We start from the raw sequence: 24,417 nt of genomic DNA, 5'->3' as shown, positions 1-24,417 counted from the left end.
CCCCACTCATCTAGAAAAACCTCGGATCGTCGAAGACACCGGACGCGACGAGATAGACGTAGAAGTCGGCGAGCGCGACGCTCACCAGCGACGCCCACGCCAGCAGCATGTGACGGGCGTTCAGTTTCCCCACGAACCGCCAGGCCCGGTAGCGCACGGGGTGCTTGGAGAAGTGCTTCAGCTGGCCGCCCACGATGTGCCGGCAGGAGTGGCAGGAGATCGTGTATGCCCAGATCAGCGCGATGTTGAGCAGGAAGACCAGGGTCCCGAGGCCCATGTGGCCCCACGCGTAGTGCTCGTCGCGGAAGGCGAGCACGGTGTCGTACGTCAGGATCCCGGCGACGACGAGCGCCGCGTAGAAGAAGTACCGGTGGATGTTCTGGAGGATCAGCGGGAAGCGGGTCTCGCCGGTGTACTTCCGGTGCGGCTCGGCCACCGCGCAGGCCGGCGGCGACGCCCAGAAGCCGCGGTAGTAGGCCTTGCGGTAGTAGTAGCAGGTCAGGCGGAAGCCGAGCGGGAAGATCAGGATGAGGATCGCGGGGGAGAGGCCCCACCAGGCGCCGAAGATCTCCGCGTTGGGGCCGTGCCGCATCGGGGCGCAGTTCTCCGCCAGGCACGGGGAGTAGAACGGCGAGACGTACGGCGCCGCGTAGTAGTCCGCGTTCGCGAAGGCCCGCCAGGTCGAGTAGGCGATGAACGCGAGCAGGCCGGCGGCGGTGGCGGCGGGGGCCAGCCACCAGCGGTCGGTCCGCAGATGGGGAGCGGCGATGGCGGCGCGTCCGGCGCCGCGTACGCCGCTCGGGGGTTGGTGGTCCGTAGGTGAGGTTTCCGTACCAGTGGCCAAGTCAGGACTCCGGTCGGGTCAGGGGGCGTGCCGGCCCCGGGCGCCGAGTCCCTCGTCGTCCGTGTCGATCCACAGGGAGTCGTCGTACGGGGTGTCGGGGATGGTGACGAGCTCGGGCCCGCGCGACGAGCCGGGGTGGGAGGCGGCCTCGCGCAGCAGCGCGACGCTCTCCCTCAGGTGATCGGCGTCGGTACGGACCCGGCGCATCTCCAGGCCTGAGCTGCCGAGCTGCTGCTCCAGGCGGGCGACGGACCGGGAGAGGTCGTCGAGACAGCGCTGGGCCGTTGTCAGGTCGTCGTGCACGGACATGAGAAGTCCTCGCTTCCGTGGGGGCTGAGCCCTGGACGGCAACGTTCATGCGCCTGCGAGTGTTGCGCGTCACACCGGTGGATGTGAAGGCGTGTGCAGCGATTGGCGGGTGCGTTGCTCCGCACGAGTGGCCTTGGGCGGCCCCGCCGCCGTGTCGCCCACGGCAGGCGAACCCTTTCCTCTTCAGTGAGCCATAGATCTGATCAACACCAAAATACCGCCAAACGTGATCAAAACGCACCCGAGTCGGCGCATTCGCGTCCCGGTGCCCGGATCACCGGCGGCAGCGGCTCACCGGAGGTACCAGAGATGTCACACGACGGCGTCGGCCCGCGCGCGGTGATGCGCTCGGTCGCCTTCCTCACCGCGGGCGCGCTCGCGGTGCCCCTGCTCTCCGGCTGCGGGTCCGCGGACGAGGCGGGCAAGCCCCTGGCCCGCCAGGACATCGCCCCGGCCGCCCGCGCCCGGGTCGCCGAGGGCGGCACGCTGCGCTGGGCCGTCGACACGGTGCCGGACACCTTCAACGCCTTCCAGTCGGACGCCGACGCCACCACCACCCGGGTCGCCCAGGCCGTTCTGCCCTCGATGTACCGGCTCGACGCGACCGGGCGTCCGCAGCGCGACGCCGACTACCTGGAGTCCGCGAAGGTCGTCGACACCGAGCCCAGGCAGGTCGTCCTGTACAAGCTGAACCAGCAGGCCGTGTGGAGCGACGGCCGGGAGATCGGCGCCGCCGACTTCGCGGCCCAGTGGCGTGCGCTGTCGGGCAAGGACAGCGCCTACTGGACGGCCCGCAACGCCGGCTACGACCGCATCGAGAAGATCGAGCGCGGGGCCAACGACCTGGAGGTCCGGGTCACCTTCAAGCGGACCTACGCCGACTGGCGGTCGCTGTTCTCCCCGCTGTACCCGAAGGACGTCATGGGCACGCCCGACGCCTTCAACGACGCGGCCCGCCGCAAGCTGAAGGTGACCGCCGGGCCGTTCGTGGTGAAGAAGGTCGACCGCAAGAAGAACCAGGTACGCCTCACCCGCAACGCTCGCTGGTGGGGCCGGACGGCCAAGCTCTCCGAGATCGTTCTGACGGCCGTCCCGAGGAAGGAGCGGGCGTCCGCACTGGCCGCCGGGAAGATCGATCTGGCCGAGGTCGACCCGGCCGCCGCGCAGCGCGTCGACGGTGCGGCGAACGGCACGGCCGGACCGCTCGCCGGCCCCGGCTCCGGACGCACCGCCGCCGAGGCGCTGCGTTCCTGGGCCCTCGCCCACGGCTCGGACGACGACACGGCCGAGGACGAGGTCGAGGCCCGCTCGAAGCTGCGCAAGGCGATCGCGAAGTGGGAACAGCAGCAGAAGGCGTTGCGCGACTTCGAGGTCCGCAGATCGCTGGAGCCGGCGTACACCCAGCTCGCGCTGAACGGCGCGGACGGGCCGCTGGCGGACGAGCGGGTGCGCCGGGCCGTGGCCCGGGCGCTGGACCGCAGGGAACTGGCCAAGGTCGTGCTGAAGCCGCTGGGTCTGCCCGCGGAGCCCGTGGGCAGCCACCTGGCCCTGGCCGGGCAGGACGCGTACGCGGACAACAGCGGGGCGCTGGGCGGCCAGGACACCGCCGAGGCGCAGGCGCTGCTCGCGGACGCCGGGTGGGTGCCCGGAGGGCCGGTCAAGAAGCAGGAGAAGGGCGAGAAGGCGGCCGGGTCGGCGGGGAAGAAGGCCGGCAAGGACGACGACTCCGCGGACGGCGACGGCACCTACGTCGTGGGCGAGGACGACAAGGCGCCGGCCGCGACGAGCCGCGAGGAGAAGCTGCAGGTCACCCAGGGCGAGAGCGCGCGCGGGAGCGGCGAGGGCGGACAGCAGCTCGCCCAGGACGGCAAGCAGTACAAGCAGATGCACCAGGGCGGCGCCCCCGGCGCCTACGCCCCCGAGGGCACCGCCGCGCCGAAGGGCACCGCCGCCCCGGCCGGTGTCGCCGCCAAGGCGCTGGCCAAGGACGGCAAGGCGCTCACCCTGCGGTTCGTGCTGCCGTCCGGCCCGGGGTCCGAGCCGCTGGCGGCGGTCGCCGAGCGGATCACCAGGATGCTGGCGAAGGTCGGCATCGGCACGGACATCACCAAGGTCTCGGACGAGAGCTACTTCAAGGACCACATCGCCTCCGGCCAGTACGACCTCGCCCTGTACTCCTGGCCGGCGTCCGCCTTCCCCGCCACCGACGCCCGGCCGATCTACGCGAAGCCGGTGCCGGCCGCCGACGGCTCGCTGAGCGTCCAGCAGAACTACACCCGGATCGGGACCGACCAGGTCGATCAGTTGTTCGAACGGGCCGTCTCGACCCTCGACGAGGACGAGCAGCGGTCCCTGATCCGCAAGGCCGATTCCCGGATCTGGGCAGCTGCCGGATCGATTCCTCTCTATCAGCGCCCGCAGCTCACCGCGGTACGGAAGACCGTGGTCAACGCGGGTGCCTTCGGCTTCCAGACCCCCGTCTACGAGGACATGGGCTTCCTGAAGAAGGGCGCGAAGGCCTCCGCGAGCCCGTCCGAGAAGTGAGCGCGGGGCACGTGTGAAGTGAGCCGAGTGGCCCTGCGGGGGCCGTCCCCCGCCGGGCCACGTACCATGGGGTGAGGCCGTGGCGTGTCAAGCCCGGCAGGGCCCGCGTAACACAGACGTACGCAGCAGGGTCGCCCTCACACTCCGGGAGAACGCCGCTTTATGGCCACGCGCCACGACATTCGCAACGTAGCCATCGTCGCCCACGTCGACCACGGCAAGACGACCCTGGTCGATGCCATGCTCAAGCAGGCCGGTGCCTTCGCCGCGCACGCTGCCGAGTCGCTCGACGACCGCATGATGGACTCGAACGACCTGGAGCGTGAGAAGGGCATCACGATCCTCGCCAAGAACACGGCGGTGAAGTACCACCCCAAGGACGGGGGGGACGTCATCACCATCAACATCATCGACACCCCCGGTCACGCCGACTTCGGTGGCGAGGTGGAGCGCGGCCTGTCCATGGTCGACGCCGTCGTGCTGCTGGTGGACGCCTCCGAGGGCCCGCTGCCGCAGACCCGCTTCGTGCTCCGCAAGGCGCTCCAGGCCCGCCTGCCCGTCATCCTGTGCATCAACAAGACGGACCGGCCGGACTCGCGCATCGACGAGGTCGTGAACGAGGCGTACGACCTCTTCCTCGACCTCGACGCCGACGAGGAGCAGATCGAGTTCCCGATCGTCTACGCGTGTGCGCGTGACGGTGTCGCCTCGCTGACCAAGCCGGAGAACGGCACGGTCCCGCAGGACAGCGACAGCCTGGAGCCGTTCTTTTCCACGATCCTGTCCCACGTCCCTGCTCCGGAGTTCGACACCGAGGCCCCGCTCCAGGCGCACGTCACCAACCTGGACGCCGACAACTTCCTCGGTCGTATCGCGTTGCTGCGCGTCGAGCAGGGCGAGCTGCGCAAGGGCCAGACCGTCACGTGGATCAAGCGCGACGGCACGATGTCCAACGTGCGCATCACCGAGCTGCTGATGACCGAGGCGCTCACCCGCAAGCCCGCCGAGATGGCCGGCCCCGGTGACATCTGCGCCGTCGCCGGTATCCCGGACATCATGATCGGCGAGACCCTCGCCGACCCCGAGAACCCGATCGCGCTGCCGCTCATCACGGTCGACGAGCCGGCGATCTCGATGACCATCGGCACGAACACCTCGCCGATGGTCGGCCGCGGCGCCACCGGCAAGGGCGCGGACAACAAGGCCGCGGTCAAGGACCGCAAGGTGACGGCCCGTCAGGTCAAGGACCGCCTCGACCGCGAGCTGGTCGGTAACGTCTCGCTGCGCGTCCTGGACACCGAGCGTCCCGACGCCTGGGAGGTGCAGGGCCGCGGTGAGCTGGCGCTGGCCATCCTGGTCGAACAGATGCGCCGTGAGGGCTTCGAGCTGACGATCGGCAAGCCGCAGGTCGTCACGAAGGACGTCGACGGCAAGGTCTACGAGCCGGTCGAGCGCATGACGATCGACGTGCCCGAGGAGCACATGGGCCCGGTGACGCAGCTCATGGGCGTCCGCAAGGGCCGCATGGACAACATGTCCAACCACGGTTCGGGCTGGGTCCGCATGGAGTTCGTCGTTCCGTCCCGCGGTCTCATCGGCTTCCGTACCGAGTTCCTGACCGGTACGCGCGGCACGGGCATCGCCCACTCCATCCACGAGGGCCACGAGCCGTGGTTCGGCACGCTGACGACCCGTAACAACGGTTCGCTGGTCGCCGACCGCTCCGGCGCCGTCACCGCGTTCGCGATGACGAACCTCCAGGAACGCGGTGTGCTGTTCACCGACCCCGGCACCGAGGTGTACGAGGGCATGATCGTCGGCGAGAACTCGCGCTCCGACGACATGGACGTGAACATCACCAAGGAGAAGAAGCTCACGAACATGCGGTCGTCCTCGGCCGACTCGTTCGAGGCGATCGTGCCGCCGCGCAAGCTGTCGCTCGAGCAGTCGCTGGAGTTCTGCCGCGACGACGAGTGCGTCGAGGTGACCCCGGAAGCGGTTCGCATCCGCAAGGTCGTGCTCGACCAGCGCGACCGCGCCCGCACCGCCAGCCGCGCCAAGCACGGCTGATCCGCGGGTAGTTCACCGCCGCAGCACACTCCGGAGCCCGGGTGTCCCCATCGTGGGGGCGCCCGGGCTTTTCGCAACCCGTTTTTCGGTACCCGCACAGCAGCATCTGTCCGAAATACGGAGATCCTCGCCCGATAGCCATGTAACAAGTCCGTTTCGCGGCCTTCTCGCGCCAGAGACTTTGTCCGGATTTTGGAAGATCTAGGCATCAGCTGTGACTGAATTGAGATTTAAAGACGGTGGTCGGCACCTGACGCATGCCAGATAGTTAGCCGCGTAACGCTCGGGTCAATGGGTCTCGCGCTGTGGGGACAGCGCCGACTCGCGAGCACCAGGGGGTGTCTGACCCTCCGTCAGGGGTGTCGGAGGTCGGACGAGCGCCCCCTCCTGTCGGTGAGCACGTGGAGTCACAAGGAGGATCCCCATGCCACTCAAGCGGCCCAAGCGGTCCCTCGCCGGTATGCCCGCCCCCGCCCGCGGCGAGTGTCACTGACCTAGGGCCTCCTGTTTTCCGGCCGCCTTCCGCGGCCGTCCGGCTACGCGCGTCCGGCTGCGGGTTCTTCCGTGCTGTCCGTCCGGCGCACTCCGGCGTCCCTTCATGAACCGACCGGCGACCGCGCGCAGTTCGCGCCCGCCGCCGGCTCGGCACACCCACATCCGTGAAGTGAAATGGGCGAACTGTGACAAGTCCTACCGACATCGAGGACGGCGGCACGGCGGTCGTGGTCGACGGCGACCACGAGCCGGCGGCGTCGACCGAGGCCAAGGTGCCCGTGGGCCGGTCTCCCGGTCAGCTCATGTGGCTCCGCTTCAAGCGCGACCGCACGGGGGTGATCTCGGCCTACGTCGTGTTGTTCTTCTTCCTGATCGGCATTCTCGCCCCGCTGATCTCGAAGCTCTACGGCCACAACCCGTACACCGTGTACGCGGACGAACGGCCGGAGTTGTTCGACAGCGCGGGTGTGCCGGTGCAGCCGAACGGCGGGATCAGCGGCGAGTTCTGGTTCGGCCTCGAACCCGGCAACGGCTACGACGTCTTCACCAAGCTGCTCTACGGCATCCGCAACTCCCTGGGCATCTCCCTCGCGGTCACCGTGGCCACCGTGCTGACCGGCATCGTCCTCGGGGTCGCGGCCGGCTATCTCGGCGGCCGCACGGACTTCCTGATCAGCCGGGTGATCGACTTCCTGCTCGCCATTCCGGCCCAGCTGTTCTTCATCGCGAGCATGCCGGTCGTGGTCTCCCTGTTCGTCAGCCCACGCGACGAGACACCCGTCTACGTCCGGGTCGTCGCGCTGATCTCGGTGCAGTGGGTCCTCGGTTGGATGAGCCTCGGCCGCATCCTGCGCGGCACCAGCCTCGCCCTGAGGGAACGGGAGTTCATCGAGGCCGCCAAGGTGAGCGGGGCGCCACCGGGGCGGATCATCCGCAAGGAGATCCTGCCCAACGTGGTCACGCCGATCCTGGTGCAGGCCACCTACATGCTGCCCAACTTCGTGACCGCCGAGGCCGGTCTGTCCTTCCTCGGCGTGGGACTGGTCGAACCGACGCCGGACTGGGGCCAGATGTTCTCCAAGGCGGCGACCGAACTCGTGATGCAGAACGACATCACCTACATGTTCTTCCCCGGTGTCTCGATGATCATCTTCATCGTGGCGTTCAACCTGCTCGGGGACTCGGTCAGGGACGCCTTCGACCCCAAGACGGCGCGCTGATCCGCACATCACGTCCTTTGGAATCACAGACTGCTGGACTCGAAGAGATGGGTGGGAAACGAGTGATGGGTAAGGGTGGACGCCGCGCGTACGCCGCGCTCTCGCTGGTCGCCGCGGGAGCGCTCGTGCTCTCCGGCTGCAGCGAGGGCGGCAGCAAGGAAGGCAGCAACAAGGACGACAAGGAGAACGCCCAACGGCAGCAGTCCTCCATCGACTTCGGAGACGCGAAGGCCTCGACCGGCCCGGCCGCCGAGGTTCCCGGAGCGAAGCCCGGAGGCGCGGTCTCCGTTCTCCAGAGAGACAGCTACGCGCACCTCGACCCCGCACAGATCTACGTCTCCGACGAGATGGCGCTGTCGCAGCTCATCCACCGCGGTCTGACCGGCTACAAGGCGACCTCCGAGGACGGCAAGAAGCACGAGGTCGTCGGCGACCTGGCCACCGACAGCGGAACCACCACCGACGGCGGCAAGACCTGGAAGTACACGCTGAAGGACGGGGTCAAGTGGGCCGACGGCTCCGCGATCACCGCCACCGACGTGCGGCACACCTTCGAGCGGCTGTTCGCGCCGTTCGTCGCCAACGGCCCGACCTTCATCCAGCAGTGGCTCGCCGACACACCGGGCACCGGGTACCGCGACCTGCTGAAGGGCGGCCCGTACGGCGGCAAGCACCTGCCGGACACCGTCCTGGAGACGCCGGACGCGAAGACGGTCGTCTTCAAGTTCAAGAAGGCCAAGCCGGACCTGCCGTACGCGCTGGCCATGGCCGGCTACTCGCTCGTCTCGAAGGCGAAGGACACCAAGGAGAAGTACGACAAGGCCCCGATGACCTCGGGCCCGTACAAGATCCAGGACTTCAAGTCCGGCAAGTCGATGGTCCTGGTCAAGAACACCGACTGGGACCCGAAGACCGACCCGATCCGGCACCAGTACATCGACCGGTTCACCTTCGCGTTCAACAAGCAGTTCGAGGACTCCACCAAGGCCATCCTCGACGACTCCGGGGCCAACGCCACCGCGGTCAGTTTCAACAACGAGGTCGACGCGGGCAACCTGTCCAAGGTCCTCGCCGACGCGACGCTGAAGCCCCGCACCGTCTCCGGCTACCAGCCGTACGTGGGCCAGATCGACATCAACCTGTCCCAGAAGGAGATGCAGGACAAGACGGTCCGCGAGGCCATCGCCTACGCCCTGCCGATCACCCCGTTCGTGCGCGCCTTCGGCGGCGCCGCGGCCCGCGAGGTCGCCGGCGGTCTGATCAGCCCGACCGTCTCCGGCTACAACCCGAACTTCGACCCGTTCGGCAAGAAGAAGAAGCCGGCCGGTGACCCGGTCAAGGCCAAGGAGCTCCTGGAGAAGGCCGGCAAGGTGGGCCTGAAGCTGACCTTCGGCTACATCAACACCCCCGAGGGCCAGCAGTACTCCACCGCCATGGCGGCCGGTCTGGAGAAGGCCGGCTTCGACGTCCAGCGCCAGGAGATCCCGGCCGAGACGTACTACGACCAGGTCGGCAAGGTCAGCAACAACTTCGACATCTACCACACCGCCTGGGGCGCCGACTGGCCGAGCGCCTCCACGGTCATCCCGCCGCTCTACGACGGACGCCAGATCCAGGACGGCGCCGCGAACTACTCGCACGTCAACGACCCGAAGGTCAACGCCGACATCGACAAGGCGAGCACCATCACCGACCCGATCAAGGCCGCGGAGGCCTGGAACAAGATCAACGAGTACATCGTGAAGGACGTCGTCTCCAACATCCCGACGGCGTACTACAAGCAGACCCAGATCGCCGGTTCGAAGATCGGTGGCCTCGTGTACGACGACGTCATCGGCGGCATCGACCCGCGCAGGCTGTTCGTGAAGTAACCCCTTCCCGAGCACGGCGCCCGGTGCGTCCCGTCCCGCTTCCGCGACGGGGCGCACCGGCCCGCACGGCCCTCCGAGACGGCCCTCCGAGCCGGCCTTACGAGCCCGAAAGCTGCCACTGAGATGCTGCGCTTCCTTCTTCGCCGGACCCTCGGCTCGCTGGTGATCCTGGTCCTGCTGACCGTCGTCGCCTTCCTGCTGTTCTTCGGCATGCCCCGGGATCCGGCGCTGCTGATGTGCGGCAAGACGTGCACCCCCGACGCGCTGGAGAACATCCACCGCACGCTCGGCATCGACAAGTCGATCCCCGAGCAGTTCTGGATCTTTCTGCACGGGCTGATCGCGGGCCGGGACGACTTCGCCCAAGGTCCCTGCCCCGCCCCCTGTTTCGGCTACTCGTACCACACCAACGAGCAGGTCTGGTCGACCCTGATGGACCGGCTGCCGCTCACCGTCTCACTCGCGCTCGGCGCCACCGTCGTCTTCCTGTTCGTCGGACTCGGTACCGGCATGCTGGCCGCCTGGCGGCGCGGCACGCTCATCGACAAGTCGTTCACCGCGGGCTCCATGGTGCTCAGTTCGATGCAGATCTACTTCCTGGGACCGCTCGCACTGGCCGTGCTGGTGTACCAGACCCACCTCTTCGACGAGCCCCGGTACACCGAGTTCACCCAGGACCCCGTCGCCTGGTTCTCCGGGCTGATGATCCCCTGGGTGGTGCTGTCCACGATCTTCGCCGCGCAGTACACCCGTATGGCGCGCTCGTCGATGATCGAACAGCTCCAGGAGGAACACATCCGCACCGCGCGGGCCAAGGGGATGAGTCAGCGGTACGTCTTCTTCCGGTACGCCTGGCGCGGCTCCCTCATCCCGATCGTCACCATCCTCGGCATCGACCTCTCCTCGATGCTCGGCGGCGCGATCATCACCGAGTACACCTTCGGACTGCCCGGACTGGGGCATCTCGCGGTGGAGTCCGTGCAGTTCAGCGACCTTCCGCTGCTGCTGGGCGTGATGCTCTTCGCCGCCGCGGTGATCCTGCTGTGCAACATCGTCGTAGACGCCTGCTACGCCTTCATCGACCCGCGCGTGCGGCTGTCCTAGGCCGTTTCCCGGACTGTCGTCAGGAGCTTTGTCGTGACCACTGTGACCAAGAAGGCCGGGGCGCCCGTCCCGGCCGGCGCGGGCGCGTTCCTCTCGGTGCGGGACCTGCACGTCAGTTTCGCCACGGAGGACGGTGTCGTCCGGGCCGTCGACGGGCTCTCCTTCGACCTCGAACGCGGCCGCACCCTCGGCATCGTCGGCGAGTCGGGATCGGGGAAGTCCGTCACCAATCTGACCGTCCTCGGGCTGCACAACCCGATGTTCACCACCGTCGAGGGCGAGATCCTGCTGGAGGGTCAGGAGCTGACCACGGCCCGGGAGTCGGAACTGGAGAAACTGCGCGGCAACAAGATCGCGATGATCTTCCAGGACCCGCTCACCGCGCTCTCCCCGTACTACACCGTCGGCCGGCAGATCGCCGAGCCGTACATGAAGCACCGGGGCGCCTCCAAGAAGGCGGCCTGGGAGCGCACGGTGGAGATGCTGGGCAAGGTGGGCATCCCCAACCCCGGGGAACGGGCGAAGGACTACCCCCACCAGTTCTCCGGCGGTATGCGGCAGCGGGCGATGATCGCGATGGCGCTGGTCTGCGACCCCGACCTGCTGATCGCCGACGAGCCGACCACCGCGCTGGACGTCACCGTGCAGGCGCAGATCCTCGACCTGCTCAAGGACCTTCAGCGGGAGTTCGGCACGGCGATCATCTTCATCACGCACGACCTCGGGGTCATCGCCGACATGGCCGACGACATCATGGTGATGTACGCGGGCGGCGCGGTCGAGCGCGGGACCACCGAGCAGGTGCTGCGCTCACCACAACACCCGTACACCTGGGGCCTGTTGAACTCCATGCCCCGGCTGGACTCGGACCTGGGCACCCCGCTCGCCCCCATTCCCGGCACCCCGCCCTCGCTGCTGAACCCGCCCTCCGGCTGCCGTTTCCACCCCCGCTGCACCTTCCAGGACCGGGTGGGCGGCAACCGCTGTGTCACCGAACGTCCCCTGCTGGCCCCGGACCGCGCCTCCGCCTGTCACCTCACGGCGGAGCGGAAGCGGACCATCTTCGTGGACGAGATCAAGCCCCGACTGGGGTAGGGGCAGGCCGTAAGGAGCAAATCCGTGAAGAAGGCAAGGAGGAGCACGTGAAGAAAGAGGAACTCGTTCTCCCCGCCCCGCGCGAGGCGGGCGCCGACGGCGAGGGGGAGCAGCTGCTGGTCGTGGAGGGGCTCACCAAGCACTTCCCGGTCAAGGGCGGCTTCCCGATCCGGCGTACGGTCGGTCAGGTGCAGGCCGTGGACGGCATCGACCTGAGCGTGCGGGCCGGCGAGAGCTTCGGCCTGGTGGGGGAGTCGGGCTGCGGCAAGTCCACGACCGGCCGGCTGATCACCCGGCTCATGGAACCCACGGCCGGGACGATCACGTACCGCGGGCAGGACATCTCGCACGCCTCGCGACGGCAGCTGGCGCCGGTCCGGTCCGAGATCCAGATGATCTTCCAGGACCCCTACTCCTCCCTGAACCCCCGTCAGACGGTCGGCAAGATCATCTCCGGGCCGATGGAGGTCAACGGGATCGAGCCCGAGGGCGGTCGCGAGGCGCGGGTGCGCGAGCTGCTGGAGATCGTGGGTCTCAACCCCGAGCACTACAACCGCTTCCCGCACGAGTTCTCCGGCGGCCAGCGCCAGCGCATCGGCGTCGCCCGGGCGCTGGCCCTGGAACCGAAGCTGATCGTGGCCGACGAGCCGGTCTCCGCGCTCGACGTGTCGATCCAGGCCCAGGTCGTCAACCTGCTCCAGAAGGTCCAGCAGGAGCTCGGTATCGCGTTCCTCTTCATCGCCCACGACCTGGCCGTCGTACGGCACTTCTCGCAGCGGGTGGCCGTCATGTACCTCGGGAAGATCATCGAGGTCGGCGACCGCGACTCCATCTACACGCGGCCGCGCCATCCGTACACCCACGCGCTGCTCTCCGCGGTCCCCGAGGTGAACGTGGCCGGCGGGGAGACGGCCACCCGTGAGCGGATCCGGCTCGCCGGTGACGTGCCGTCGCCCATCGCCCCGCCCTCGGGCTGCCGGTTCCGGACCCGGTGCTGGAAGGCGCAGGACAAGTGCGCGGCCGAGGAGCCACCGCTGATCCGGATCGCCGACAACCACGAGGGCCACCTGACGGCCTGCCACTTCCCGGAGGAGCCGACGATCGAGGCCCGCGAGGAGGACATCGTGCTGGACCCGGCGCTGGCGGCGCTGGAGGAGGGGAGCGGGTGACTCCGGCGGGCCGGCGCCTGATTTCCGGTGCGGGCCCGCCGGGTACGTGTTTTCCGGTGTCGTCCCGCCGGGTGCGGGTGCGGGTGCGGGTGCGCATTCGGGTGCGTCGTGGCTGGTCGCGCAGTTCCCCGCGCCCCTGATGGGCCCTGCGGGCCCCCGGGTTTCCGCTCGGCGTCACCTCGCAGTTCCCCGTGCTTCTGGTGGGGCCTGCGGGTCCGTGGGTTTCCGCTCGGCGTCACCCCGCAGTTCCCCGCGCCCCTGATGGGCCCTGCGGGCCCCCGGGTTTCCGCTCGGCGTCACCTCGCAGTTCCCCGTGCTTCTGGTGGGGCCTGCGGGTCCGTGGGCTTCCGCTCGGCGTCACCCCGCAGTTCCCCGTGTTCCTGGTGGGGCCTGCGGGTCCGCAGGGTCCCGCTCCGTGTCACCTGGCCGGTGTCGCCACCGTGATGATCTCCGGGCTCGTCCGGGTCAGTGGGCCCCGGTCCCAGTTCCCGTACTGTTCCTCCACCTGCAGCCCCGCCTCCGTGAGGAAACCGGTGAGGTGGCTCGGGGTGAGGAAGCGGAGGGTGGCGCGGCTGGTGTGGCGGTGGGGCCAGTCGGGGCAGTCGAAGGTCTCGGTGAACGTGACGCGGTCGCCGGACGGTTCGCCCTCGACCTCGTGCCAGACGCGTACGGCCCGGCCGTCGGCGTCGGTGACCTCGCGGACGTGGTCCGGGGTCCATGCGTCCCAGGCCCGCGCGGCCGGGTTGCGGGTCTCGAACACGAACCGTCCGCCGTCGCGCAGGGCCGAGCGTACGGCCCGCAGCGCGGTGCGCAGTTCCTCGTCGCCGAGGAGCACCTGGAAGGCGTGGCCCGTCATCACGACGAGGTCGAAGTCGCCGTGCCACAGGCGGGCGTTGAGGTCTCCCAGCAGCCACTCCACGCCGGGCGCCCGGTGCCGGGCCTGGACGAGCATGGCGGCCGCCGGGTCGAGTCCCACGAGCCGCCCCGGGTGGGCGTCCCTCGCGGCCCGTGCGAGGAGCCGGCCCGTGCCGCAGCCGACGTCGAGCACCGAGTCCGCGGATCTCGCCAGGTTCAGGTAGAAGTCGTCGTCCGGCCCCCACGGATTGATGCTGTCGTACAGCGCGGCGAGTGTCAGATCCGCGAACGAATGATCGACCACCGCGGCAGTCTGCCACACGCCGGAGCGGCACAGGACAAGATCCACAACATCCGTATTCCCCTCGACAAGCGGGCCGGCGGCCGGACATGCTCGTCCGCGATGACGAGAACAGACGACATGCCCTCCACGTGGGACGAACGCACTCAGCTCACCACCTTCCTCGACTACGCCCGCGACACCGCGCGCGCCAAGTGCGAGGACCTCACCGACGAGGACGCCCGCAAGGCACCCCTGCCGGGTTCGCCGCTGATGACCCCGAGCGGTCTGGTCAACCATCTGCGCTGGGTCGAGTACTACTGGTTCCGGGTCGTGTTCCTCGGCGAGGAGGACGAGGGACCCTGGACCGACGAGGACCCCGACCGCGAGATGCGCATCGCCGTCGACCTCCCGCTCGCGCAGGTGCTCGACGAGTACGCCGAACACGCCGCGCTCCACCGCGAGCTGGTGGCCGGGCGGGATCTCGACACCGAGGCACAGCGGGCGACCCGCGACGGCCGTCATGTGGACCTGCGCTGGATCCTGCTGCACCTGATCGAGGAGACGGCCCGGCACAACGGCCACCTCGACATCCTGCGCGAACTGATCGACGGCCGCACCGGCGTCTGACCGCGCGTTCTCCCTCCGCGTGAAGAGTGTTTCCGCTGGTGGGCGCGGATGAAAGACCAATGAAAGATCGCCGAAAGGGTCCGGAAAGGCGGCTCGGCGAGACTCTTGTACGGGGCGGGCGACCGACGGGGGACACGCGGCGCCCGCCCCGCCCCGGCCGCCCTGCCTCGTACGGCACCCGGCCGCGGCGCACCGCCACGGGGTTGGCCGGATCTCTGCGTCCGGGCCTCGGGCGGTTGCCGTTCGTTCAGGTCGGCGTTGCCCGGCCGTCGGCCCTGGACTACGTTCTGTGAATGCTCACCCCACGGCCCCGGTTCCGCCTGCTCGGACCGCTGGACGTCGAGATCGACGGACGGGCCGTCGTACTCACCGGCCGGCAACGCGCGCTGTGTGCCGTGCTCCTGCTGCACGCCAACCACGTCGTCTCCGTCGACCGGCTGATTCAGTGCCTCTGGGACGACCGGCCACCGAGCGCGGGCGCGGCACGTGTACGGGCCCTGGTCGCGGAGGTGCGTCGCGCGCTCGGCCCGGCGGGGACGGAACTACTGACCACCCGGCGGCCCGGCTACGTGATGCACGCCGGTCCGGAGGAACTCGACCTGCTGGCCTTCGAGAACCTCATCAGGGACGCCTCGCGGGCCGCCGCCGACGGCGCCTGGCGTACGGCCCGGCGCTGCGGCGAACAGGCCCTCGCGCTGTGGCGGGACGAGCCGCTGGCCGACCTGTCGGACGTCGCGGCGCGCGAGGCCGAGCGCCAACGCCTCGCCGAACTGCACCTGGTGGCCCGGGAGGGCCTGGCCGAGGCGGGGATCGAGACCGGCCGGCACCGGGAGGCCATCGCGGAACTCCTCAGGGTGGCCGCCACCCACCCGCTGCGCGAACGCCCGCACGGCCTGCTGATGCGCGCCCTGCACCAGGACGGCCGCAGCGCCGAGGCCCTGGAGCTGTACACCGCGCTGCGCAGGCGCATGGTGGACGAACTCGGCATGGAGCCCTCGGCCGACCTCAGGGATCTGCACCGGCGGCTGCTGGGAGGCGGCGGCCCATCCGGCGGCGCCCCGCCCGGGCGGCCGACGCCCGCGGCCGTGCCCGAGCGCCCCGTGCCGCGCCAACTCCCGCCCACTCCACGCCGTTTCGTCGGCCGGGAACGTGACCTCGACCGTCTCGACTCCTGTCTGCGCACCGGCGAACCGCTCGCCCTGATCGTGGGACCGGCGGGCGTGGGCAAGAGCGCCCTGGCGCTGAACTGGGCCCACCGGGTGGCCGACCGCTTCCCCGACGGCCAGCTCTTCCTCGACATGCGGGGTTTCGACAACGCCGAGCCGATGACCCCCGGGGAGGCCCTGCCGCTGCTCCTCCAGGGACTGGGCTGCGCCCCGCGCGACATCCCGCTGGGCGCCGAGGCGCAGACCGCGCTGTACCGGACGCTACTCGCGGACCGCAGGGTGCTGGTCGTCCTCGACGACGTGGCCGACGCCTCGTACGTACGGCGGCTGCTGCCCGCCTCGGCGGGCTCGCTGACGCTGGTGACGAGCCGCGACAAGCTCAGCGGCCTGGTCACCCTGGACGGCGCCCACCGGGTGTCCTGCGACGTCCTCGACAGCGCCGCCGCTCTGGAGCTGATCAGCGGCGCGGTCGGCGCGGAGGCCGTCGCCGCCGATCCGGAGGCCGCGGCACGGCTCGTCGAACTCTGCGACCACCTGCCGCTCGCCCTGTGCGTCGCGGGCTCCTGGATCGGCGACCGGCCAGGCAGTATCCGGGCATACATCCGTGACCTCGCGGACCGGGGGCGACTGGCCCGGCTGCATGTCGAGGGCGAAGAGTCCGTCGCCGTACGGGCCGCGCTCGACCTGTCGTACGGGGTGCTGCCCGAGGAGGCCCGGCACGCGTTCCGGTCGCTGGGCGTACTGCCGGGCACCGGCCGGTCGGTCCCGGCGGCCGCCGCTGCCGCCGGGACCGACGAACGCCGGCTGGCCGACCTGCTGCGGCTGGCCCAGCGGGTCCATCTGCTGCGCGACGTCGAGCACGGCCGCCCGGCCTGGCACGACCTCGTGCACGAGTACGCCCGCGACCGGACGGCCACCGAGGACGCCCCCGAGGAGCGGGCCGCCGCCGTCACCCGCGTCCTCGACCACTACCTCCAGAGCGTCGTCAACGCGGCCGCCACGGCCGGCCTGTACGTCATGCGCACCCGCCCCGGAGCCGTCGAGGGATCCCTGCCGCGGGAGTTCGCCACCACCGAGGAGGCGTACGCCTGGTTCGACGGCGAGTGGGACGACATCGCGGCCGCGATCGGGCATGCCGCCGAGCACGGACCGGCGCCGTACGTGTGGTGGCTGGTGGACGCGCTCCAGGACCTCTTCCACCACCGCCGTCCGCTCTCCGACTGGATGCGGCTGGCCACCCTCGCCCGGGAGGTGGCCGCACGCGACGGGGACGCGGTCGGCCAGGCCTCCATGAGCCTGTCCCTGGGCAGTGCCCGCTGGCGCAACGGGGACCTGCGGGGCGCCCTGGCGGAGTACGAGGAGGCGGAGGAGCTGGCGCGCCGGGCGGGCTGGACGTACGGCGAGGCCGGCAGCCTCCAGGGCAAGGGCGTCACCCTCAAGCTCCTGGGCGAGCTGCGTCGCGCACTGCCCTGCTACGACCGCGCCCTCGCGCTCTATCGCACCCTGGACAATGTCAAGAACGTCGAGATCATGCTGATCAACACGGCGTCCCTGAACCTCGCCCTGGGCCGCCTGGACGCGGCCGAGGAGGCGGCGTGCACGGCCCTCGAACTGATCGGTGACACGGTCCACCACAATCGCGCGATGGCCCTCGTCAACCTCGCCCTGGTCCGGCAGAAGCAGGCCCGGTTCGACGAGGCGACGGCCGCGCTGCGCACCTGCTTCCTGGTCTCCCGCGACTCCGGCTCCCCCTACACGGAGGCCGTGGCCCTGGAGGCGCTGGGCCGGGTCCGCGCCGACGCCGGCCAGGACGACCGCGCGCTCCTTGCCTACGAGGACGCCCTCGCCGTGTCCCGACGCGTGGAGAACCGCAACTGCCAGGTCGACAGCCTGGTCGGGGTCGCCTCGGTGAAGCTGCGCGCGGGCCGCGCCGACGAGACGGCCGAACACCTGGACGCCGCCTTCGAGATCGCCGAGCGCACCGGCCACCGGGCGGGCCTCGTCGAGGTGCTGCTGGCCCGCGCCGACCTGGCCCGCGGCCGGGGCCGCCCGGCCGACGCCCTGGACCACCTGGAGCGCGCCGAACGCCTCGCGGCCGACGGCAACCCCCTCACCCTCCCGCGCGTTCACCTGACCACCGCCCTGACGCTCCTCGACGCCGGTGCCGACGCCAGTGCCAGCACCGACGCCGCCCCCACCCGGGCCCGCGACGCGGCGACCCTGGCCGCCGCCCTCGCCCGGGACTCCGGCCAGCGCCTCCTGCACGCCCGTGCCACGGCGGCCCTCGCCTCCGCCCACGAGGCGCACGGTGACACCGGCCCGGCGCACGAGACCAGGACGGAGGCGACCGCCCTGTACGCGGCGCTGGGCGTCCGGCATCCCCCCGCGACGCCCTCCCCGTCCCGCCCGCTGCCCCACCACCGTCACCGTGAGCTCCCTCCGGACGCCGAGTCCCGCCTCACCCTCTACCTGACCGAGCACTTCGACGGCTGAGCCGGGCTAGACGGACGTGGCGTACGCGTTCCCGAGCCGCAGCCGCGGGTCGCGGGCGAGGATGCGTTCGTGCAGGGACCGCAGATCCGGGCCGGGTTCGCAGCCCAGGAGGTCGGTCATCCGCAGACGCAGCGTCCGGAAGCAGTGCAGCGCGTCCGCCTGCCGTCCCCCGCGGTGCAGGGCGAGCATCAGCAGGCCCGTGACCTTCTCGTCGAAGGGATGCATCTCGGCCAGCCAGTGCAGCTGCGGCAGGCACTCCTCGTGCCGCCCCGCGCGCAGATACAGCTCGGTGCTGCCGATCAGCGCCTCCCGGTGCTCGCGCCGCAGCGTCACCCGCGCCGTCTCCGCCCAGGCCGTGCGCACGTCGGACAACGGCTCGCCCCGCCAGAGCTCCAGGGCCCGCCCGTAGAGGCCGAGAGCCGTCTCGGTGTCGCCGGCGCGGGCCTCCTGCTGCGCCTGCCGGACCAGGGCGCGGAACCGCGCGGTGTCGACACAGCGCTCGTCGATCGCGAGGACGTACCCGCCCCGCTTGCGGACCAGTTCGAATCCCTCGGTCCGCTGTCCGTCGGCCCGCAGCGCCTTCCGCAGCCGGGTGGCCTGGATGTACAGGGCGTCGCGCGGATGCTGGGGCCGGCGCTCCTGCCAGACCCGCTCGATCAGGACCTCGTCGGCCACGAAGGCGCCGGGGGTCCAGGCCAGCGCCGCCAGCAGCAGCTTGGTGCCGTGCGGGAGCGGCAGTTTGTCGCCGGAGCGGGCGCGTGCCTCGACGCATCCCAGCAGCTGAATCTCCATGTGCCCCCCGTACCTCGAACCACTCGAGTCACCACTGTGCAGGCCGGGTGTTCGGCTGGCGCATGGATGCTGCACGGCTGCCGCCGGCTGGGCGGGGAGCGGGGGTGCGGGGGTGCGGGGGAGCGGGGTTGCGGGGGTGCGGGGGTGCGGGCGGGTTGCGGTCCGTCTTGTCAGGTGCGGGTTCGTCGTGGCTGGTCGCGCAGTTCCCCGCGCCCCTGAGGGGGTGGGCGCCGTCCGTGTTCTCAGGTGCGGGTTCGTCGTGGCTGGTCGCGTGGTTTTCCGTGGTCCTGGAAGAGCTGGTCCCGGAACGAGTGAAGGCCCGCGCCGGGTGAGCGCGGGCCTTCGTCCCCTGGACCGGACGTTCATGGGCTCGGGTCAATGGGCCGAGAAAGTCCGCTCCGGAAGGGGGCGGCTGACGAAAAGGGGTGTGTCAGGCCGCCGCCTCGGGGTCCTTGGCGAGACGCGGAGCCGGCACGGTGGCCGGGGCTTCCGCGGTCTCGGGGTAGTGGCACGCCGTCAGGTGGCCGGGCTTGTTGCCCTCGACCTGCACCAGCGGCGGAGCCTCGCTCGCGCACTTCTCCGTCGCCTTCCAGCAGCGGGTGCGGAAGCGGCAGCCGGAGGGCGGGTTGATGGGCGAGGGCACGTCACCGACGAGGCGGATGCGCTCGCGAGCCGCGGTTCCCTCGTCCTGCACGGTGGCCTCGGGTACGGCGGACAGCAGCGCCCGGGTGTAGGGGTGGCGCGGGTTGCCGTACAGGTCCTCGCGGTCGGCGATCTCGACGATGCGGCCGAGGTACATGACGGCCACCCGCTGCGAGAAGTGCCGTACGACGGCCAGGTCGTGGGCGATGAAGAGGAACGCGATACCGAGCTCCTGCTGGACCTTCTGGAGCAGGTTGACGACCTGGGCCTGGATCGACACGTCGAGCGCGGAGACCGGCTCGTCGGCCACGATCAGCTTCGGTTCCAGGGCCAGCGCCCGGGCGACGCCGATGCGCTGGCGCTGGCCGCCGGAGAACTCGTGCGGGAAGCGGTTGTAGTGCTCGGGGTTGAGACCCACGATCTCCAGCAGCTCGCGCACCCGCGCCTCGCGACCGCCGGCCGGGTGGATGTCGTTGATCTCCATCGGTCCGGAGATGATCTTGCCGACCGTCTGACGCGGGTTCAGCGACGCGTACGGGTCCTGGAAGATCATCTGGATCTCGGAGCGGATCGGCGCCAGCTGCTTACGGCCCGCGTGCGTGATGTCCTCGCCGCGGTAGGAGATCCGGCCGCCCGTCGGCTCCAGCAGCCGGGTGATCAGCCGGCCCGTCGTCGACTTGCCGCAGCCGGACTCGCCGACCAGGCCCAGGCTCTCGCCCTCGGCGACCTGGAAGTCCAGCCCGTCGACGGCCTGCACGGCGCCGACCGTACGCCGGATCGGGAAGCCGCCCTTGATCGGAAAGTGCTTGGTGAGCCCGGAGACGTCCAGGAGGGGAGTGGTGCTGCTCATGGTGGTGAAATCCCGTCTCTTGTACGTCAGTTCGCGGCGCTGCCGGCGAGGTCTGTGAAGAACTCGGCGCGCTGGTCGGCGGTCAGGTGGCAGGCGGAACCCCGGCCGTTCGTGACCTCCAGCGGCGGCTGTTCCTTGGAGCACAGGCCCCCTTCGACCTTCTCGGCGAAGGTGCACCGGGGGTGGAAGCGGCAGCCCGTGGGCGGGTTCAGCAGCGAGGGCGGCGAACCGGGGATCGGGTTGAGCGGGATGTCCACCGGGTGTTCCAGGTTCGGCATCGAGCTCAGCAGGCCCAGCGTGTAGGGGTGCTGCGGACTCCGCAGGACCTCCCTCTTGGTGCCGCGCTCCACACACCGGCCGCCGTACATCACCAGTACGTCGTCGGCGATGTCGGCGATGACGCCCAGGTCGTGCGTGATGAAGACGATCGAGGTGCCGAACTCCTGCTGGAGGTCCTTGAGCAGGTCCATGATCTGCGCCTGCACGGTCACGTCGAGAGCCGTGGTCGGCTCGTCGGCGATCAGCAGCTCCGGGTCGCACACCAGCGCCATGGCGATCATCGCGCGCTGGCGCATACCGCCGGAGAAGAGGTGCGGGTAGTCGTCCACCCGGACCTCCGCCTGCGGGATCCCGACCCGCTTCAGCATCTCGATCGCCCGGGCCCGCGACTCCCTCTTGGAGGCGCCGGTGTGCTTGCGGTACACCTCACTGATCTGCTTGCCGACCGTGTGGTACGGCGACAGCGAGGCCAGCGCGTCCTGGAAGATCATCGACATCTTGTTGCCGCGCAGCCGCTCGAGCTCCTTCTCGGAGGCGGTCAGCAGCTCCTTGCCGTCCAGCAGGATTTCGCCCTCGATCGCCGTGCGGTCGCGGTCGTGCAGACCCAGGACGGCCAGGTTGGTGACCGACTTGCCGGAGCCCGACTCGCCCACGATGCCGAGCGTCTTGCCCTTCAACAGGTCGAAGGAGAGCCCGTCGACGGCCTTGACGATGCCGTCCTCGGTGGAGAAATGGACTTTCAGGTCCCTGACGGAGAGGAAGGGCTGCTGATCGGTGCTCGTCACGGGGACGCTCCTGGGGGGTGATGCGAGAGGTCGGGGGCGGGGCGGAGGTCAGGCGAGCCGGATCCGCGGGTCGATGAGGGCGTAGACGGCGTCCACGATGATGTTGAAGAAGACGATCGCGCCGGCCGCCAGGAGGGTCACGCCGAGCAGCATCGGCAGGTCGCTCTGGTCCACGGACTTCACCGCGAGCCGGCCGATGCCCGGGAGGCTGAAGGTCTGCTCGGTGATGATGGCGCCGCCGATCAGCGTGCCGAGGTCGATGCCGAACACCGTGACGATGGGGCCCATCGCGCCGCGCCAGGCGAACCGGAAGAACACGTTCGCCCGGGACAGGCCCTTGGCGCGGGCGGTACGGACGTAGTCCTCGGTCAGTTGCTCCACGAGCTGCGAGCGGGTCATACGGGTGTAGTTGGCGGTGAAGATGATCGCCAGGACCAGCCAGGGCAGCAGCAGTCCGGAGAACCAGGAGACCGGGTCGTCGCTGAAGGGGGTCCACGACGGCTGGTCGAGCCATCCCAGCTTTGCGACGAAGTAGTACATCGCGATGTAGCCGACGAAGTAGATCTGCAGCGACGAGCCGAGCAGCGACGCCGAACTGGCGAACTTGTCCAGGAACCTGCCCTGCTTGAGGGCCGCGAGCATGCCCGCGCCGACACCGAGGACCAGGAAGACGACGGCCGCGCCGAAGGCGAGCGAGAGGGTCGTCGGCAGGCGGTCCATGATCGTGTCGAAGACCGGCACGTTGTTGGCGAAGGAGTAACCGAAGCAGGGCGCGTCGCAGTACCCGTAACCGGCGTAGTCGCGACCGGCGAAGACGCCCTTCAGCCAGTACCAGTACTGCACCGGGATGGAGTGGTCGATGCCCAGGTTCTTCCGGATCTGCGCGAGGTTCTCAGGCGTGCAGTTCTTGCCGCAGGACATCATGGCGGGGTCACGCGGCACGGCGTAGAAGAGCCAGAAGGTGATGGCGCTGATGATCAACAGAATGACCATCGCGCCGATGACTCGGCGGACAAGGAAGCGGAACATGAGGCGTGACTTTCCGGACGGGGCGCCGTCGCCGCGGTAAGGAGAGGGGGGTGGGCCGCAGGGGGGGTGGCCATGGTGACGGCCACCCCCGGGGGGCGTGCGCTTACTTCTTGGCGTAGAGCTTGGAGAGCGCGACGCAGGTGTTGGCGCTGTCCCAGATGACGTTGCCGACCTTGGAGCCGTACAGGTAGTTGCGGATCTTGTGGTAGTCCGGCACCACCGCGGCCAGCTCCATGATCATCTTGTCGATGTTGCCCCAGGCCTTGTTGGCAGCCTTCGGGTCCGCGATCTGAGAAGCCGCGTCGATGGCCTTGTTGACGCTCGGGTCGTTCAGCTGGGCGTAGTTGCTGCGGCCGTCGCCGATGTTCTTGCCGCTCCAGCAGGGGTAGAACTGCGAGTAACCGCCCGGCCAGTCCGGGCTCCAGCCGGCCGCGAACAGGTCGAAGTCGTTGTCGATCTTTCCGATCTGGGTGTAGAAGGTCGACTTGTCGACCTGCTTGTTGACGACCGTGAAGCCGGCCGCTTCCAGCGCGTTCTTGATGGCGACGGCGGTCTTCACCGCGGTGTCCGACTGCTGGTAGGCGATGACCAGCTTCTGGCCGACCTTGCCGGCCTCCTTCAGCAGGGCCTTGGCCTTCGCCGGGTCGCCGCCCGGCTTCTTGTCCACGCCGTACAGGTCGAACTTGGTGTAGCCGGGCGTCACCGGGGCGAAGATCGTGGTGGCGATCTCCTGGCTGTAGGCGCCGCCGCCGATGGTCTGCAGCTGCTGGTGCGGCCAGGCGTAGTTGATGGCCTGGCGGACCTTGAGGTCCTTGACGCGGGTCATGTTGATCGGCCAGTAGTAGGTGACCGTGTCGACCGCGGTGAGGACACGCTTCTTCAGATCGGCGTTGGTGAGGACCTGGGCGATGCGCTCGGGCGCGACCTCGTTGAAGATCGGCACCGCGTACTGGTCGGTGCCCTTGTCCGCGATCCAGCGGTCGGTGGACGCCACCAGCTCGTAGCCCATCTGGAAGATGTACTTGTCCGGGTAGGCGTTGCGGATCGAGTCCGTCTTCGGGTCCCAGTGCTCGTTGCGCACGAAGGTCATCGACTTGCCGATGTTTCGGTTGTCGACCTTGTACGGGCCGCAGGAGATCGGCTGCTTGTCGTACTTCTCCTTGGTGTCGTGCTTCTTCGGCACCAGGGAGTAAGCGCGCATCGCGAGCGTGAAGTTGAAGTCGGCGCGGGCTTCCTTGAGACGGAAGGTGATGGTCTTGCCGTCGACCTCGATGGAGGCGAGGCTCTTGCCCTCGTACGGGCCCTTGTACTTGTCGCCGCCCACCAGGAAGTCCTGGACGTAGCGCGGACCCTCGGTGACGAAGGTGGCGAAGAGACGCTCGAAGGTGTGGCGGAGGTCGTCCGAGGAGATCTCGGCGCCGTCCTCCCACTTCAGACCGTCCTTCAGCGTGAAGGTCCAGGTCTTGCCGCCGTCCTTCATGGTGCCGGCGTCGGTCGCGGCGTCGCCGACCAGGGTGGCGTTGCCCTTGGCGTCCAGCTTGTAGCCGGTCAGACCGCGCATGATCGGCACGGTGATGGCGCCCTCGGTCGAGACGTAGATCTGCGCCGGGTCCATGTGGTCCATGTCGAACTGCTGGAGCGAGTAGATCGTCCCGCCCGTGACCGCGCCCGTCACCTCGGGGGCCGGACCGGTGGAGTCGGCCTTGGTGCCGACCGGGATCTCGACGGTCTTGGCCCCGGTGACTTTGGGGGCCTTGTCCTGCGAGGAGCCCCCCTCGTCGCCGCTGCTGCAGGCGCTCAGCACCGACGTCGACGCCGCGGCAACGCCGGTGGCGATGAGGAAGTTTCTGCGCGAGAAGGACATGCTGCCTGCCTTGAAGTGGGAGTGATGAGAG

17 protein-coding genes are annotated in these 24,417 nt (G+C 69.6%); 9 read left to right on the top strand and 8 right to left on the bottom strand.

Annotation, left to right across the window (positions count from 1 at the left end; genetic code table 11):
- Positions 1 to 10: 10 nt before the first annotated feature.
- Together ACIPFH_RS09505 and ACIPFH_RS09500 are read right to left on the bottom strand one after the other, a co-directional pair.
- A complete protein-coding gene (locus ACIPFH_RS09505; protein ID WP_401824614.1) occupies positions 11 to 844 on the bottom strand; it encodes a hypothetical protein in 834 nt (277 codons plus the stop codon).
- An 18-nt stretch (positions 845 to 862) separates the two neighbouring features.
- On the bottom strand, positions 863 to 1,153 hold the full coding sequence (locus tag ACIPFH_RS09500) for a hypothetical protein (RefSeq protein WP_356256012.1): 291 nt from the start codon (positions 1,151 to 1,153) through the stop codon (positions 863 to 865).
- A 309-nt stretch (positions 1,154 to 1,462) separates the two neighbouring features.
- Between ACIPFH_RS09500 and ACIPFH_RS09495 the strand changes: the two genes are divergently transcribed.
- The 7 genes from ACIPFH_RS09495 to ACIPFH_RS09465 all read left to right on the top strand — a co-directional run bounded on the left by ACIPFH_RS09495 (position 1,463) and on the right by ACIPFH_RS09465 (position 12,721).
- The gene (locus tag ACIPFH_RS09495) at positions 1,463 to 3,697 is read left to right on the top strand and encodes an ABC transporter family substrate-binding protein (RefSeq protein WP_401824612.1); all 2,235 of its coding nucleotides are present in this window, start codon (positions 1,463 to 1,465) and stop codon (positions 3,695 to 3,697) included.
- Positions 3,698 to 3,859: 162 nt separating this feature from the next.
- A complete protein-coding gene (typA, locus tag ACIPFH_RS09490) occupies positions 3,860 to 5,767 on the top strand; it encodes a translational GTPase TypA (RefSeq protein WP_401824610.1) in 1,908 nt (635 codons plus the stop codon).
- 680 nt (positions 5,768 to 6,447) lie between these two features.
- Positions 6,448 to 7,482: an ABC transporter permease gene (locus ACIPFH_RS09485; RefSeq protein WP_401824608.1), complete on the top strand. Its 1,035-nt coding sequence runs from the start codon at positions 6,448 to 6,450 to the stop codon at positions 7,480 to 7,482.
- Positions 7,483 to 7,547: 65 nt separating this feature from the next.
- A complete protein-coding gene (locus tag ACIPFH_RS09480) occupies positions 7,548 to 9,353 on the top strand; it encodes an ABC transporter substrate-binding protein (RefSeq protein WP_356256001.1) in 1,806 nt (601 codons plus the stop codon).
- Between the two features lie 123 nt (positions 9,354 to 9,476).
- Positions 9,477 to 10,457 carry an ABC transporter permease gene (locus tag ACIPFH_RS09475; RefSeq protein ID WP_356255998.1) on the top strand — a complete coding sequence of 327 codons (981 nt, stop codon included), beginning with the start codon at positions 9,477 to 9,479 and terminating at the stop codon, positions 10,455 to 10,457.
- 33 nt (positions 10,458 to 10,490) lie between these two features.
- The gene (locus ACIPFH_RS09470; protein ID WP_401824605.1) at positions 10,491 to 11,552 is read left to right on the top strand and encodes an ABC transporter ATP-binding protein; all 1,062 of its coding nucleotides are present in this window, start codon (positions 10,491 to 10,493) and stop codon (positions 11,550 to 11,552) included.
- A gap of 47 nt (positions 11,553 to 11,599) precedes the next feature.
- The gene (locus tag ACIPFH_RS09465; protein WP_401824604.1) at positions 11,600 to 12,721 is read left to right on the top strand and encodes an ABC transporter ATP-binding protein; all 1,122 of its coding nucleotides are present in this window, start codon (positions 11,600 to 11,602) and stop codon (positions 12,719 to 12,721) included.
- A gap of 418 nt (positions 12,722 to 13,139) precedes the next feature.
- Here the strand turns inward: ACIPFH_RS09465 and ACIPFH_RS09460 are convergent, their stop codons facing one another.
- Positions 13,140 to 13,880, bottom strand: a complete 741-nt coding sequence (locus tag ACIPFH_RS09460; protein WP_401824602.1) for a methyltransferase domain-containing protein — start codon at positions 13,878 to 13,880, stop codon at positions 13,140 to 13,142.
- Between the two features lie 99 nt (positions 13,881 to 13,979).
- Here ACIPFH_RS09460 and ACIPFH_RS09455 point away from each other — a divergent pair, with 99 nt between their 5' ends.
- On the top strand, positions 13,980 to 14,486 hold the full coding sequence (locus ACIPFH_RS09455; RefSeq protein WP_401824600.1) for a DinB family protein: 507 nt from the start codon (positions 13,980 to 13,982) through the stop codon (positions 14,484 to 14,486).
- A 293-nt stretch (positions 14,487 to 14,779) separates the two neighbouring features.
- Complete coding sequence (locus ACIPFH_RS09450; RefSeq protein WP_401824598.1) at positions 14,780 to 18,145, top strand: BTAD domain-containing putative transcriptional regulator; 3,366 nt, start codon at positions 14,780 to 14,782, stop codon at positions 18,143 to 18,145.
- A gap of 6 nt (positions 18,146 to 18,151) precedes the next feature.
- On the opposite strand, the gene ACIPFH_RS09445 is transcribed toward ACIPFH_RS09450, so the two are convergent.
- From ACIPFH_RS09445 to ACIPFH_RS09425, 5 genes are all read right to left on the bottom strand, one after another.
- Positions 18,152 to 18,937, bottom strand: a complete 786-nt coding sequence (locus tag ACIPFH_RS09445) for a BTAD domain-containing putative transcriptional regulator (protein WP_401824597.1) — start codon at positions 18,935 to 18,937, stop codon at positions 18,152 to 18,154.
- Between the two features lie 430 nt (positions 18,938 to 19,367).
- Entirely contained in the window at positions 19,368 to 20,429 is a 1,062-nt protein-coding gene (locus tag ACIPFH_RS09440; RefSeq protein WP_401824595.1) for an ABC transporter ATP-binding protein, read from the bottom strand.
- A gap of 26 nt (positions 20,430 to 20,455) precedes the next feature.
- The gene (locus tag ACIPFH_RS09435; RefSeq protein ID WP_401824594.1) at positions 20,456 to 21,493 is read right to left on the bottom strand and encodes an ABC transporter ATP-binding protein; all 1,038 of its coding nucleotides are present in this window, start codon (positions 21,491 to 21,493) and stop codon (positions 20,456 to 20,458) included.
- A gap of 48 nt (positions 21,494 to 21,541) precedes the next feature.
- Positions 21,542 to 22,522: an ABC transporter permease gene (locus tag ACIPFH_RS09430; RefSeq protein ID WP_401824592.1), complete on the bottom strand. Its 981-nt coding sequence runs from the start codon at positions 22,520 to 22,522 to the stop codon at positions 21,542 to 21,544.
- 103 nt (positions 22,523 to 22,625) lie between these two features.
- On the bottom strand, positions 22,626 to 24,386 hold the full coding sequence (locus tag ACIPFH_RS09425; protein ID WP_401825126.1) for an ABC transporter substrate-binding protein: 1,761 nt from the start codon (positions 24,384 to 24,386) through the stop codon (positions 22,626 to 22,628).
- Positions 24,387 to 24,417: the final 31 nt, after the last annotated feature.

It is taken from the genome of Streptomyces sp. NPDC088157, assembly GCF_044741545.1.
Classification (GTDB): Bacteria; Actinomycetota; Actinomycetes; order Streptomycetales; family Streptomycetaceae; genus Streptomyces.
The sequence above is the reverse complement of the archived record's forward strand: the minus strand, read 5'-3'. Positions and strand labels throughout refer to the sequence as shown.

What these genes read in the sequence shown, in the direction of transcription:
- ACIPFH_RS09500 (WP_356256012.1), bottom strand. Translation starts at nt 1,153, where the DNA reads ATGTCCGTGCACGACGACCTGACAACGGCCCAGCGCTGTCTCGACGAC.
- ACIPFH_RS09495 (WP_401824612.1), top strand. Translation starts at nt 1,463, where the DNA reads ATGTCACACGACGGCGTCGGCCCGCGCGCGGTGATGCGCTCGGTCGCC.
- typA (WP_401824610.1), top strand. Translation starts at nt 3,860, where the DNA reads ATGGCCACGCGCCACGACATTCGCAACGTAGCCATCGTCGCCCACGTC.
- ACIPFH_RS09480 (WP_356256001.1), top strand. Translation starts at nt 7,548, where the DNA reads ATGGGTAAGGGTGGACGCCGCGCGTACGCCGCGCTCTCGCTGGTCGCC.
- ACIPFH_RS09475 (WP_356255998.1), top strand. Translation starts at nt 9,477, where the DNA reads ATGCTGCGCTTCCTTCTTCGCCGGACCCTCGGCTCGCTGGTGATCCTG.
- ACIPFH_RS09455 (WP_401824600.1), top strand. Translation starts at nt 13,980, where the DNA reads ATGACGAGAACAGACGACATGCCCTCCACGTGGGACGAACGCACTCAG.
- ACIPFH_RS09450 (WP_401824598.1), top strand. Translation starts at nt 14,780, where the DNA reads ATGCTCACCCCACGGCCCCGGTTCCGCCTGCTCGGACCGCTGGACGTC.
- ACIPFH_RS09445 (WP_401824597.1), bottom strand. Translation starts at nt 18,937, where the DNA reads ATGGAGATTCAGCTGCTGGGATGCGTCGAGGCACGCGCCCGCTCCGGC.
- ACIPFH_RS09440 (WP_401824595.1), bottom strand. Translation starts at nt 20,429, where the DNA reads ATGAGCAGCACCACTCCCCTCCTGGACGTCTCCGGGCTCACCAAGCAC.
- ACIPFH_RS09430 (WP_401824592.1), bottom strand. Translation starts at nt 22,522, where the DNA reads ATGTTCCGCTTCCTTGTCCGCCGAGTCATCGGCGCGATGGTCATTCTG.
- ACIPFH_RS09425 (WP_401825126.1), bottom strand. Translation starts at nt 24,386, where the DNA reads ATGTCCTTCTCGCGCAGAAACTTCCTCATCGCCACCGGCGTTGCCGCG.